Annotated in this window: 13 protein-coding genes; 7 read left to right on the top strand and 6 right to left on the bottom strand. The window is 70.3% G+C overall.

The genetic code is table 11. The features are described from left to right. From ACFVWD_RS09385 to ACFVWD_RS09375, 3 genes are all read right to left on the bottom strand, one after another. A partial coding sequence (locus ACFVWD_RS09385; RefSeq protein ID WP_389594709.1) for a hypothetical protein occupies positions 1 to 460 on the bottom strand: 460 nt, incomplete at its 3' end. 181 nt (positions 461 to 641) lie between these two features. Next, positions 642 to 1,274 (bottom strand): DUF6624 domain-containing protein, encoded by a 633-nt coding sequence (locus ACFVWD_RS09380; RefSeq protein WP_389594708.1) that lies wholly within the window; start codon positions 1,272 to 1,274, stop codon positions 642 to 644. Further along, on the bottom strand, positions 1,271 to 1,753 hold the full coding sequence (locus tag ACFVWD_RS09375) for an ATP-binding protein (RefSeq protein WP_389594707.1): 483 nt from the start codon (positions 1,751 to 1,753) through the stop codon (positions 1,271 to 1,273). Before ACFVWD_RS09375 ends, ACFVWD_RS09380 begins: the two co-directional genes overlap by 4 nt. 153 nt (positions 1,754 to 1,906) lie before the next feature. Between ACFVWD_RS09375 and ACFVWD_RS09370 the strand changes: the two genes are divergently transcribed. After that, positions 1,907 to 2,719, top strand: coding sequence for an SDR family NAD(P)-dependent oxidoreductase (locus ACFVWD_RS09370; RefSeq protein WP_389594917.1), 813 nt, complete (start codon positions 1,907 to 1,909; stop codon positions 2,717 to 2,719). A gap of 122 nt (positions 2,720 to 2,841) precedes the next feature. On the opposite strand, the gene ACFVWD_RS09365 is transcribed toward ACFVWD_RS09370, so the two are convergent. Beyond that, on the bottom strand, positions 2,842 to 4,254 hold the full coding sequence (locus ACFVWD_RS09365; RefSeq protein ID WP_389594706.1) for a hypothetical protein: 1,413 nt from the start codon (positions 4,252 to 4,254) through the stop codon (positions 2,842 to 2,844). 294 nt (positions 4,255 to 4,548) lie between these two features. On the opposite strand from ACFVWD_RS09365, the gene ACFVWD_RS09360 reads away from it, so the two are divergent. From ACFVWD_RS09360 to ACFVWD_RS09345, 4 genes are all read left to right on the top strand, one after another. After that, positions 4,549 to 5,370 carry a helix-turn-helix transcriptional regulator gene (locus ACFVWD_RS09360; protein ID WP_168516884.1) on the top strand — a complete coding sequence of 274 codons (822 nt, stop codon included), beginning with the start codon at positions 4,549 to 4,551 and terminating at the stop codon, positions 5,368 to 5,370. Positions 5,371 to 5,373: 3 nt separating this feature from the next. Next, on the top strand, positions 5,374 to 5,619 hold the full coding sequence (locus tag ACFVWD_RS09355) for a DUF397 domain-containing protein (protein WP_389594705.1): 246 nt from the start codon (positions 5,374 to 5,376) through the stop codon (positions 5,617 to 5,619). 210 nt (positions 5,620 to 5,829) lie between these two features. Next, positions 5,830 to 6,330 carry a hypothetical protein gene (locus ACFVWD_RS09350; protein WP_389594704.1) on the top strand — a complete coding sequence of 167 codons (501 nt, stop codon included), beginning with the start codon at positions 5,830 to 5,832 and terminating at the stop codon, positions 6,328 to 6,330. A 31-nt stretch (positions 6,331 to 6,361) separates the two neighbouring features. Then, positions 6,362 to 7,171: an SAM-dependent methyltransferase gene (locus ACFVWD_RS09345; RefSeq protein ID WP_389594703.1), complete on the top strand. Its 810-nt coding sequence runs from the start codon at positions 6,362 to 6,364 to the stop codon at positions 7,169 to 7,171. Here ACFVWD_RS09345 and ACFVWD_RS09340 read toward each other — a convergent pair whose 3' ends face one another. After that, positions 7,172 to 8,569: an FAD-binding oxidoreductase gene (locus ACFVWD_RS09340; protein WP_389594702.1), complete on the bottom strand. Its 1,398-nt coding sequence runs from the start codon at positions 8,567 to 8,569 to the stop codon at positions 7,172 to 7,174. A 175-nt stretch (positions 8,570 to 8,744) separates the two neighbouring features. Further along, positions 8,745 to 9,260, bottom strand: coding sequence for a pep a2 (locus ACFVWD_RS09335; RefSeq protein WP_168488092.1), 516 nt, complete (start codon positions 9,258 to 9,260; stop codon positions 8,745 to 8,747). Positions 9,261 to 9,564: 304 nt separating this feature from the next. Between ACFVWD_RS09335 and ACFVWD_RS09330 the strand changes: the two genes are divergently transcribed. After that, positions 9,565 to 9,876 carry a DUF5133 domain-containing protein gene (locus ACFVWD_RS09330; RefSeq protein WP_389594701.1) on the top strand — a complete coding sequence of 104 codons (312 nt, stop codon included), beginning with the start codon at positions 9,565 to 9,567 and terminating at the stop codon, positions 9,874 to 9,876. Between the two features lie 76 nt (positions 9,877 to 9,952). After that, positions 9,953 to 11,956, top strand: a complete 2,004-nt coding sequence (locus ACFVWD_RS09325; RefSeq protein WP_389594700.1) for an alpha-1,4-glucan--maltose-1-phosphate maltosyltransferase — start codon at positions 9,953 to 9,955, stop codon at positions 11,954 to 11,956. Positions 11,957 to 12,026: the final 70 nt, after the last annotated feature.

The following is a 12,026-nucleotide window of genomic DNA, read 5'->3' as shown; positions in this document are numbered from 1 at the left end:
CCGCGGCGGCCCGGCGGGCCCCGCCCCCCCCCCGCGTGTGGGGGCCCCCCCCCCCGCCGCACAGGTACCGGTCCGTCCACTCGTCGTCGACCTTCAGCTGGATCTGGATGTCCAACCGGGGCAGGGAGGCGTCCGGGCCCGCGGCGAAGAGGACCGCGGTGGCCCGGCGCAGGGGGTAGACGTCGTAGCCCTCGATGAACTGGGAGTTACGCCAGTCCAGGAAGGCGCTCTCGCCGTCGGGGCCGACACGGATGTCCATCTGGCCGTCCTCGAGATGGATGCCGAAGTGCTCGCCGCCACGGTTCTCGACGGTCACCCGGCACCGGAAGTAGGTGAGCCCTTCGGCGGCGTCGTCGCGTCCGCGCGGCGGCTCCGCCCGCTCCACCCCGTGGACGCGGACGCGCAGGCCGGCGTGCTCGTCGTACTCCTGCCAGTCCCCGACCACGTTCGGTTCGTGCACGGTCCACCTCTCCACCTCAGAGAGCTGTTTCCTATCTGTGCCCTCAACTGGGTGTCAAATGGGCGGAACGCGCCGTGGCCAGCGTTTTTGCCCTCCTTGATCGGCGATCAAGCCGTGCCCAGCCAGAACCCGTGTCCCTGCCGCCCGGGGGACATTTCCGTGCGTGCTGCACATCACGTTCTCAGGCGCCGCGGCGCAGCCTCCGCATCTGCTCGTCGAGGGGGCCGAGGCCGACGTCGCGGCGCCGCTCCTCGAGGGTCTCGGGCCGCCGGATCGGATACGGGCGGAAGGTCGCGGGGTCGACCCGGGTGCCGTAGAACTGGGGCTGGCCCAGTTCGACCGCGCAGTGATCGGCGATGTAGGCGTGGTGCGGGCCGGGGCAGCGCCCGTCCGCGGTGGCCTGGGCGATCAGGTCGCGACAGCGGAGCTGGAAGTCCAGGTCCGGAGCGTGCAGCAGGATCATCAGGGCAGCGGTCGAGGCGGGCGCGCCTATCAGGTCCGCGGCCGGCCAGCCGTGTCGGCGGACGATCATCCCGAGGGCGTCGGCGTTGGTCCTGCGGCATTCGACGAGGCCGCGCCGGACCTGTGGGGTGGGGTTCGTCCGCGCCTGCCGCATCAGGTGCCGCTCCTCGTCGGCCCGGCGCGAAAGTTCCCGGGCGAGCGCGGCGGCGAGTGCCGGGAGGATCCGCGCGGACGCCGGACCCGGCTCCCCCGGTGCTCCGTGCAGCTCCCCCGGTGCTCCGTCCGACCCCGACCTTGCGCCGTCCGGCTCCGTCGGCATGCCGCCCGTGACATGCCCCGGTAATCGCTTCATGGCATGCCCCGGAGCGCCAGTGTGAACCACACCTTCTTGCCCGTGGTGCCGGGGTCGGGCGGTGCGATGCCCCAGTCGTCGGTCAGTGCGGCCACGATGGCCAGTCCGCGTCCCGACTCCTCGGCGTCGCCCGTGTCGCGCGGTCGCGGCAGGGCGGACGAACGGTCGGCGACCGTCACGCGCAGCTCGTGCCCGATGTGTTCGAGGGTGACGGTGATCGTGTCGCGGGGGCCGGGACTGCCGTGTCTGACCGCGTTGGCGAACAACTCGTCCGTCGCGAGGACAGCGTTGTCGAGGCACTCGGAGGGCAGACGCAGAGGGGTGAGGTGCTCGGCGACCATGTCCCGCACTCCGGCCGCGCGCGAGGGTTGGGCGGGGACCGTGGTCCGCACCAGGCTGGGGTGCGTCCTGGGCAGCACGACGGCGTCGTGCCGCGGTGAGTGCGACGGCCCGCGGCGATGAGCCCTGGATGCCGTCATCGGTCCTCCTTCGTTGCAGCGCGGGTGGGGGATGTGCTCGATGGCTGCCCGTGCAGCCAACAGGGCACGGCCCCGCGCCGACCAGGGGGTATCGGGGTTGTCCGGTTGCAGGCACGTAGTGGCATGGGATGTATGTTCGATCGGGTGAGGAACGTGAGCGGGAGCCGGACGCCGGTGCGCCCAGGCGATCCCACCGGGTGGTCGGGGGTGCGCGGCAAGCGCGTCCTGGTCACCGGTGGAACGCGGGGCCTCGGCGAGCAGATCGTGCGGCTGCTCGCCGCCGAAGGGGCCCGGGTGGCGACCTGCGCGCGCCACGCGGGCGACCTGGCGGCGCTGACGGCATCGCTGGACTCCCCGCTGTTCACCCAGGCGCTCGACGTCACCGAACCGGAGCGCCTGGAGGAGTTTGTCGCGGCCATGGCGAATCGTTTCGGCGGGCTCGACGGGGTGGTGGCCTGTGCGGGCGGTTCTCGCGGCGGCCACTTCGAGGAGACGGACGCCGAGGACTGGGCGGCGACCTGGGAAGTGAACGTCGGCCATGCCGCACGCCTGGTCCGGGCCGCGGTGCCGCATCTGCGGGCTGCCGGGGGTGGATCGGTCGTGGTGATCTCGTCGATCTCCGGCTGGAAGCCCGGGCCGCCCGTCCAGTACGGGGTGGCGAAGTCCGCCCAGATCCAGTTGGCCGCCTCGCTCGCCCGTGAACTGGGCCCGGACGGAATCCGGGTGAACGCCGTCTCCCCCGGGTCGATGCTCATCCCGGGCAGGCGCTGGGACCGGATGCGCCGGGAGGACCCCGCGGCGTACGCGGGGTTCGTGGCGACGGAGCTTCCGAGCGGAGCGCCGGTCGCTCCGCAGGAGGTCGCCCGGGTGGTGGCGTTTCTGCTGTCCGACTGGTCGAGCGGTATCTCCGGAGCCCACCTCCCTGTCGACCGCGCCCAGAACGCGCCCTCGCCGGACGGCTACTGAGCAGACCGTTCCTGCCTCAGGGACCCTTCGCGTCTCAGGGACCGCACCCGTCTCGGGGACCGCTCTCCTCTCGCGGACCGCTCCCGCTAAGTCACCCACCGGGCCGACCGCCGCGCTCCCCGTCATGCGACCGCCCCCAGCACCGCACGGGACCTACGCTCGAACTCCTGCACCATCGGCTCGTGGCGGCGTGACTCCAGACGGGTGCGGAAGTCGCGCAGGGCCTGGATCGACCGTTCGCTGTGCACGGTACTGAGGGTGTCGAGCGCTTCGGTGGCCGTACCGACGGCCTCGTCGAGCCGGTCCTGCTGGAGATGCGCGGTCGCGAGCACCGAGCGGCTGATGGCCTGGCGTCTGCGCCGGTCACCGCCCGCGCTCAGCGACTCGCTCGCCGTACGTTCGGCCTGGGCGGCGAGCCCCAGGTCACGGAAGCACAGGGCGGCCTCGGCCTGGAGATAGTGGTGGTCGAGGTAGCGCACCCAGACGGACTCCTGGTCGGGGCCCCGGCTCATGTCCAGTTGCCCTTCCGCCAGGCGCAGCGCCTCCGAGGCCTCGCACGAGTGTCCCTGGGCGGCATGCCCGCGTGCCGCCATGGCGTAGAGGCGCATCAGTCCGAGCGGACTGCCCGCCCCCTTCGCGGTGGCGACTCCGGCCCGGGCCAGCGCCACCCCCTCGTCGGGGCGGCCGAGGTTGGTGGCCAGATGGGAGAGCCCGGCCAGGATCTGGCCGCCCAGCACCCGGTCGCGCCCCTCGGCGCACAGGCGCAGCCCCTGGGTCATGTACCGCTGCGCGAGGCCGTACTCCCCCGCGTCGTACGAGCTCCAGCCGGCCATCGCGGCGAGGCGCGCGGCAGCGGCGTACAACTGCCTTTGCAGCTGCGGCGGGGTGCCGCGGCGCTGGAGCATGGGCACGACCTCGGTGGAGAGGTAGTGCACGATGCTGGTGCGCACCCCGCCACCGCCGTAGTGGTTGTCCATCTGGTCGAACATGGCGATCATCGCGTGCACCTGCTCGACGGGTCCGCCGCTCGCCACCACCGTCGGGCGGAAGCCCTCCTGCTGCTCCAACAGCCACAGCAGCCACTCGCGTTGGGGGTTCGTCAGCGCGGCGGCGACGAAGGGAACCGAGCCGAGGAGGCTGCGGCGGGAGATGTCGGTGGAGCCCAGTTCGGCCAGGGTGTGAAGGGTTTCCGCCATGTCTTCGCCATAGACCAGGGCCCGGCCCGCGACCGGGCGCTGCTGATCGGAGTGGAAGCCGAGGTCCGCGGGCGACACGGCGCGGCCGAGCCGCCCGGAGAGCACGGTGGCGATCAACTCCGGCGTGGTGCCCCGCGGTTGCTGGCCCTGGAGCCAGCGGGTGACCGACGCCTTGTCGTAGTTGGAGTCCACGCCTTGGCGGCGGCCCAGTTCGTTGACCCTGAGGGCGAGGGAGGCGTAGGAGCAACCGGCTTCCTTGAGGGCGGCCGCCAGCGCCGAGTTGGCCCCGCCGGGGCCCTTGCCTGCGCTCCTTGATTGTCCGTCGGTCACGGTGGCCACCCAGGTCTCGCATCACGGTCCGTACGGCTGCGCCCGTATCTGCTGGTACATCAATTCCCTTACGGCACAGCACAGTTGAACGATGTCGCCAGGGACTGTGCGACAGGTCACTCGGTCACTATGGTCGCCGACAGGCTCAACACGCAACCGGCGTTCTGATAATTTCAGAACGATCCGCATCGCCCTGTCTCTGTCAACGACCGCGTGGCACACTGCACGCTGTGATACAGCCGTACCGGGAGGTAGGACGTGAGTGACAACCGCTCGGGCGGCAGCGCACCCACGGTCCTGCGGATGGTTCTCGGCAAACGTCTGAGGCAGCTGAGGGAACAGGCGGGAGTGTCGTTCGAGGAGGCGGCACGGGCGATCGAGGTCACTCCGCTGACGGTCCGCCGGATCGAGAAGGCCGAGGTCGGCCTCCGGATCCCCTATGTGAAGGAGTTGCTGCACACCTACGGGGTGCCGGCGACGGAGATCGACGACTTCCTCGCGCTGGCCCGGGAGGCCAACCAGCCGGGCTGGTGGTACAAGTACCGCGACGTGCTGCCCGAGTGGTTCAGCGCCTACGTGAGCCTGGAGAGCGAAGCCAGCGTCATCCGTCTCTACGAACCCCACTACGTTCCGGGCCTGTTGCAGACGAACGACTACGCCACCGCGCTCATGCGCGTGGGCTTCCCCAACGAGTCGAAGGAGGATGTCGCCCGCCGCGTCGCCCTGCGGACCAGGCGGCAGGACCTGCTCGCCAAGCCGGACGCGCCCGCCATCTGGGCCATCCTCGACGAGACGGTGCTGCGCCGCCCGGTGGGCGGGGCCGAGGTGATGCGGGCCCAGATCGACCGGCTGCACGAGGTCCTGGACATGCCGAAGGTCCGGATCCAGGTCATGCGCTTCGGGGTGGGGGCACACCCCGGCGCCTTCGGCCCGTTCCACCACTTCCGCTTCGGCTTCTCGGAACTGCCCGACGTCATCTACACCGAAAGCCTCGCCGGTGCCGTCTATGTCGACCGGCCCGGCGACGTCGTCACCTATCTCGAAGTACTGGACCGGATGTCCGTGCAGGCGGAACCGGTCGCTCGGACCAGGGCCATCCTGGCCGAATTGCGTAAGGAGTTGTGATCCATGGGATTCAAGGACCCCATCTACAGCGGTATGCCGGCCGTCGACCTGGGCACCGAGGGCTGGGAGAAGCCCTGGAGCGGTACGAACGGCGGGAGTTGTGTCGAGGCCAAGCGGCTGCCCGACGGCAGTGTGGCCTTCCGTCAGTCCACGGACCCGGACGGGCCCGCGCTGGTCTACACCCGGGACGAGATGATCTCGTTCCTCGAAGGCGCGAAGTCCGGCCAGGCCGACTTCCTCGTCTCCTGAGGCACGGGACCGCCTGAGGCCGGGAGAGCCGTCCGCCCCTCGGGCCACCACCGCAGCCGCACCACCACTACACCCGCACCACCACTACGCCCGCACAACCGGACAACCCGCACGCCCACTCCCGCCGTGCGGGTTGTCCCTCCACACTGAGGGAATCGGTCGTCCCGGAGGGAGCGGTATGCGCACCGGTCCTGCTCGCGAGGTGCGGGGATGATCCTCGACCAGGCCCTCGCCCGGTGCCGGACCCTGGTCGTCGACGGTCCCGACGGAATCGGCAGAAGCGCCCTGATCGGCGAGCTGGCCCGGCACGGATTCCTGGTCCGGCTCTGCCGCGGGCCCCTCCATCACGTGGATCCCACCCAGCCGTACCGCGAACTCCTCGCCGCACCGGGCCGGTTGGCCGTCGACGGCAGTCTCGTCCACGAGCTGGTCTACGGACCGCTGCGCCGCGGACGCTCCCGGGTGACCTGGATCCAGGCCCTCGACTTCGCCGAAGCGGTGGCGGAACGCGACGGGGCCCTCATCCACGTGACCGGCGAGACGGACGACACGGAGGCGGTCGACGCGTACGAGCGGGCGCTGCGCACCCTCGCCCAGCACGTCCCCGTGGTGACCCTGGACGCCAAGGACCTCGGCCACCCCATCCGTGGCCCTGCCTGCGCACATCATCAACTTGGGCTGTGTGAAAGGCAGTTGACGGTAGGTTATTGACAGACCGCGTGACGGAGGCAGGAGACATCCCATGGCAGACGGCCGGCCCAACCCCGACCAAGAGGCGTTGTCCAAGATCGACACCACGGTGCCGCACTCGGCGCGCATCTGGAACTACTGGATGGGCGGGAAGGACAACTACGAGGTCGACCGGATCGCGGGCGACGCCTACCGCGAGGTCGCGCCGAACATCGAGACGATGGCCCGGGCCTCCCGCGAATACCTGATCCGGACCGTGACCTTCGTCGCCGGTGAGCTCGGCATCCGCCAGTTCCTGGACATCGGCACCGGCCTGCCCTCATACGACAACACCCACCAGGTCGCCCAGCGGGTGGCGCCCGAGTCGCGCATCGTCTACGTGGACAACGACCCCCTGGTGCTGCGCCACGCCCAGGCGCTGCTGACCAGCACCCCCGAGGGTGTCACCAACTACATCGACGCCGATCTGCACGAGCCCGAGAAGATCGTCGAGGCCGCGAGCCGGATCCTGGACTTCGGCCAACCCGTCGCCCTGATGCTCATGGGCATCCTCGGTCACATCCAGGACTACGAGGAGGCCAAGTCGATCGTCCGCACCCTCCAGGCCGCCCTGCCCCCCGGCAGCTACTTCGTGCACTACGACAGCACCGACACCGACGCCGCGCTCAAGGAGGCCCAGCAGGGTTACGACGACACGGGCGCCGTCCCGTACGTGCTGCGCAGCCCGGAGCAGATCACCGCGTACTACGAGGGCCTGGAGCTGATCGAACCCGGCATCGTCTCCTGCCCCCTGTGGCGTCCCGAGCCCGGCACCGCACCGGAGCCCACGGACGTGCACGGCGGGGTCGCCCTCAAGCCGTGATCAGGTGCGCTGCGCCGGCTGGATGTTCTGGTTGAGGCGGAACAGGTTGTCCGGGTCGCGGTCGGCCTTGATACGGGCCAGGCGGGCGTAGTTGCCGCGGTAGCTGGCCCGTACGCGCTCCTGGCCCTCGTCCATCATCATGTTCACGTAGGCCCCGCCCGCGGAGTACGGGTGCAGCGCGTCGGAGTAGTCGACGCTCCACCGCTTGACGCGCTCGGCGCCGGCCGGGTCGGAGTCCACGCCCGCGTACACGGTCGCCCAGCGTGCGTTCCGGTAGCTCCAGGCAGTGTCCGCCGGCGCGATGTCGTGGACGGCGCCGTCGATCGGGTACAGGTGCATCGTCGATTTCCAGGTCGGCGGTGTCGCGCCGTACCCGATGTGCGACGCGACCGCCTCGTCGGGGATCTCGTCGACGAAGTCCGCGCGCCAGTACCACTGGTCGCCGGGCGGGTAGATCCCGTCGAACGCGGACTGGAGCGCGGGGTACGGCATCGGCGCCGCTCCATGAAGCAGCGGCTCGGGCACGGCGTCGAGGAGGGGTGCCATCTCCGCGGCCGCCGCCCCGGTGTCGTCCCCGACGCGGCACCAGACGACCCCGCAGACCTTGCGCAGATGGATCTCCTCGGGGAACGGCGGGCCTGGCGGCACGGAGCCGAACAGGAAGAAGGCGCTCAGTTCGCGGGGGGCGTCCGGGATGAAGTCGCGGTAGGCGGTGAGGACTTCGGCGCCGAGTTCGACGGGCCAGAAGGTGGGGCCCGCGACGACGGTGCTCACCTCGTGCAGCCGGAACAGGAACGAGGTGACGACTCCGAAGTTGCCGCCGCCCCCGCGGACCGCCCAGTACAGGTCGGTGTTCTCCGTGTCACTCGCGCGCACGTGCTCGCCGCTCGCCAGGACGAGGTCGGCCGCCAGGAGATTGTCGACGGTCAGTCCGTACTTGCGGGTGAGATGCCCGATGCCGCCGCCCAGGGTGAGGCCGGCGACGCCCGTCGTGGAGATGATGCCGGCCGGCGTGGCCAGCCCGTGCTCGTGGGTGGCACGGTCCACCTCACCCCACACACAGCCGCCCCCGACCCGTACCGTGCGGGCCCCCGGATCGACCTCGATGTCCTTGAGCGGTGAGAGGTCGAGGACCACACCGTCGTCGCAGACCCCCAGGCCCGCGCCGTGATGGCCGCCACCCCGCACGGCGAGCGGGAGGCCGTGGTCACGGGCGAAGCCGATGACGTAGGAGACGTCCTCGTCGCTGGTGCACCTCGCCACCAGGGCGGGCCGCCGGTCGATCATCGCGTTGTAGACAGCACGTGCCTCGTCGTACTCGGATTCGTCGGGGCCGATCAACTGCCCCTTGAATCCCGTCAGTTCCTGATGCGCAGCCTGTGACGTCGTGATGGACATACTCCTCCCCCTGTCTGGGGGCCGGTTCCAGGGCACCCGAGTCCGGGGCCTCGGTCCCAGTTTCCCTCCGATGGATCCGATGCGCCTGTTCTGCTCCGGTTCCCACGGCTGCCTGAATCACCGTTTTGACGTACGGCCGCTGGGGCGGGTGGTCCCCGCCCCTCGGTCGTCGTGATCACGTCACGGCGATCACGGCCTCCGTGTCGTGACGGGACGCCGCGAGCGCCGGTTCCGGCAGCGCCACCTGACGCGGCGTCCGGCGGGCCTCCCGCAGACTGGGCATGGGCGCGGTCGGGACCAGCGGAGCGTGCTCGGCGGCGCGGGCCCGCCAGGAGAACCAGATGATCTTGCCGCCGGCGCCGGTGGCACAGCAGCCCCAGCCGTCACTCAGGGCCGCGATCTGCGCCAGACAGCCCTGGGGCTCGTTGTGCGGGCGGAGGTCCTGGTCGTTGTCGGAGACCGCGGTGATGAGGTGGGAACCGTTCCACCACATCTCGATGGTGGTGTTCTTGTCCGTCGCGTGCCGGTCGATCGTGTGCAGCAGCGCTTCCGCACAGTGGCAGACGGAATCGACGAGCGTATCCAGGTTCCAGTACCGGAGATGGGCCCCCAATATGCGCTTGACCTGGCCAACCCGCTCCGGGCTGACCTCCACGTCGAGGTGGTAGTAGCAGGGCACTGCAGGTTTCATCTTCGTTGGCTCCTCACGGCGAAGCTCTCGCCTCTCCTCGCCCTTCTTGGACCGAGCCCCGATCACGAAGCGTGAGCACTGATCGCTTTTGAGTCAGTCCCAGAGTGCGAGTACTACTCCGTTCGTGCAACACGAGAGCCCACCCTCATGTGGTTGAAGAGCCAACAAGACGCTGAGTGCCCGTACAGGCACCATGAGTGAGGGCACCGCCCTCCGTAGTGGGTCGGTGCCCTTCCGTGCACGGCCGTCCGGCATCAGCCGGGTGTCCCGTGCGCAGTCGAGAGAGTGGAAAGGTGACCGGCGCATGCTGCTGCCTGCCAAAGCCGAGGTCGCCAGGCATCTGGAGCGATACCGGGCCTGGGAACGCCTGCTGCTCATGGCCCCCGCCGACCACACGGTGCGGGGCAACTTCGAGAACACGGGGTACACCCTGTGCGTGCTGATGGGGAAGCGCTGCGCGCGCGAGGCGGTGGACGCCGCCGAGCACTATCTGCGGGGCGAGGCACCGGCTTCCGCGCGGTCGTCGATGACGGTGACGCACGGCGCGCGGGCCTCTCAGCACACGCAGGGGCCTCAGGGTCGGGGAGTGGGTCGAGCGGTCGGCGGGCGTCCCTGAGACGGACCGTGGTGTCGGGCATTTTCGGTGCAGCTCTGAACCGAGGGGCAGGGCGCGAGGACGGCGGAGGCGAATCATGGAGGCACACCCGGCCCATGGCCGTGACCCGATCGGCCGTATCCCGATCGTGGACGTCCAGCCGGTCGTCGAGTGCGGTCGGCGCCCCGCGAAGGCGGTCGTCGGGGAGACCTTCGAGGTCACCGCCACCGTCTTCGGCGAGGGCCGGGATGTGCTCGGCGCCGAAGTCGTCCTGTGCGACCAGAGCGGCCGCCCCGGCCCGCGGGCCCCGATGCGTGAACGCGCCCCGGGCACCGACCGCTGGGGCGGCGAGGTCACACCGGAATCCGTGGGCCACTGGACCTATCTGGTGGAGGCCTGGAGCGATCCCGTGGCCGCCTGGCGCCACACCGCCGGAATCAAGGTCCCGGCCGGGATCGACGCCGGGCTGGTCCTGGAGGAGGGCGCCGCGCTGTACGAGCGGGCCGCGGACGCGGTACCGGACCCGGCTGCCCAAGCGGTCGTACGCGCCGCGGCGCACGCCCTGCGCGACGACTCCCGGCGGCCGACGGCCCGTCTCACCGCCGCCCTGGCCCCGGAAGTGACCGCCGTTCTCACCGCACACCCCCTGCGCGAACGGGTCTCCCGCTCGCTGCCGATGCCCCTGCTCGTGGAACGGAAGCGGGCGTTGTACGGCGCCTGGTACGAGTTCTTCCCGCGCTCGGAGAGCGGACAGCTGGACCCGTCGGTGCACGGCACGTTCCGCAGCGCCGCCGAACGCCTGCCCGCCATCGCCGGGATGGGCTTCGATGTGGTGTACCTGCCGCCGATCCATCCCATCGGCACCACCTTCCGCAAGGGCCCCAACAACAGCCTGTCGGCGAGCCGTCGGGATGTCGGCGTGCCCTGGGCAATCGGTTCGCCCGAGGGCGGCCACGACGCGATCCACCCGGAGCTCGGCACGATCGACGACTTCGACGCGTTCGTTCGCCGGGCCACGGAACTGCGGCTCGAGGTCGCGCTCGACTTCGCGCTCCAGTGCTCCCCGGACCACCCGTGGGTGGAGAAGCATCCCGAGTGGTTCCATCACCGGGCGGACGGGTCGATCGCGTACGCGGAGAATCCGCCGAAGAAGTACCAGGACATCTATCCGATCGCCTTCGACCGGGACATGCCGGGGCTGGTCCAGGAGACGCTGCGGGTGCTGCGCCACTGGATGGACCACGGCGTGCGGATCTTCCGCGTCGACAACCCGCACACCAAGCCGGTCGTCTTCTGGGAGCGGGTGATCGCGGACGTCAACCGCACCGACCCGGACGTGATCTTCCTGGCCGAGGCGTTCACCCGGCCCGCGATCATGCACACGCTCGCGGCGGTCGGCTTCCAGCAGTCGTACACGTACTTCACCTGGCGCAACACCAAGCAGGAGCTGACCGACTACCTCACCGAACTGTCGGGCGGGACGGCTGCCTTCATGCGCCCCAACTTCTTCGTGAACACCCCCGACATCCTGCCCGGCCATCTCCAGCGGGGCGGTCGGCCGGCCTTCGAAGTGCGAGCCGTGCTCGCCGCCACCCTCTCGCCTTCGTGGGGGGTCTACGCCGGGTACGAGCTGTGCGAGAACGCTCCGGTCGGGCCCGCCAGCGAGGAGTACCGGAACTCCGAGAAGTACGAACTGCGTCCACGTGACTGGGAGTCGGCCGCGCGCGAGGGCAGCACGATCGCACCGCTGATCACGGAGCTGAACCGGATCAGACGGCGCCACAAGGCTCTGCACGCGCTACGGAACCTGCACTTCCACCAGACGGACAACGAGGCCCTGATCGCCTACAGCAAGCGCTCGGACGACGACACGGTCGTGGTGGTGGCCAACCTCGACCCCCACCACACCCAGGAGGCGACGGTCTCGTTGGACCTGCCGCGACTCGGCCTGGACTGGCACGAGTCCGTCCCCGTGCACGACGAACTCACCGGCGAGACCTACAACTGGGGCAGGGTCAACTTCGTGCGACTGGGGCCGGGCGGTGCGCATGTGCTCGCCGTCGACACCTCACCGCGGATCGGAGGGTCACCCACCACATGATCGTCAACGAGCCCGTCCCGGACACTTTCGAGGACACCCCGGCCAGGGACCGCGACCCCGACTGGTTCAA

This window comes from Streptomyces sp. NPDC058086 (assembly GCF_042885015.1).
In the GTDB taxonomy this organism is placed as follows: Bacteria; Actinomycetota; Actinomycetes; order Streptomycetales; family Streptomycetaceae; genus Streptomyces.
Note: the sequence above shows the minus strand (reverse complement) of the source record. Positions and strands in the feature narration are given on the sequence as shown.

Bases quoted from the DNA above. Each gene is read 5' to 3' on its own strand.
- ACFVWD_RS09325 (WP_389594700.1), top strand. From the start codon at position 9,953: ATGGAGGCACACCCGGCCCATGGCCGTGACCCGATCGGCCGTATCCCG.
- ACFVWD_RS09350 (WP_389594704.1), top strand. From the start codon at position 5,830: ATGATCCTCGACCAGGCCCTCGCCCGGTGCCGGACCCTGGTCGTCGAC.
- ACFVWD_RS09345 (WP_389594703.1), top strand. From the start codon at position 6,362: ATGGCAGACGGCCGGCCCAACCCCGACCAAGAGGCGTTGTCCAAGATC.
- ACFVWD_RS09380 (WP_389594708.1), bottom strand. From the start codon at position 1,274: ATGAAGCGATTACCGGGGCATGTCACGGGCGGCATGCCGACGGAGCCG.
- ACFVWD_RS09335 (WP_168488092.1), bottom strand. From the start codon at position 9,260: ATGAAACCTGCAGTGCCCTGCTACTACCACCTCGACGTGGAGGTCAGC.
- ACFVWD_RS09355 (WP_389594705.1), top strand. From the start codon at position 5,374: ATGGGATTCAAGGACCCCATCTACAGCGGTATGCCGGCCGTCGACCTG.
- ACFVWD_RS09330 (WP_389594701.1), top strand. From the start codon at position 9,565: ATGCTGCTGCCTGCCAAAGCCGAGGTCGCCAGGCATCTGGAGCGATAC.
- ACFVWD_RS09340 (WP_389594702.1), bottom strand. From the start codon at position 8,569: ATGTCCATCACGACGTCACAGGCTGCGCATCAGGAACTGACGGGATTC.
- ACFVWD_RS09375 (WP_389594707.1), bottom strand. From the start codon at position 1,753: ATGACGGCATCCAGGGCTCATCGCCGCGGGCCGTCGCACTCACCGCGG.
- ACFVWD_RS09360 (WP_168516884.1), top strand. From the start codon at position 4,549: ATGGTTCTCGGCAAACGTCTGAGGCAGCTGAGGGAACAGGCGGGAGTG.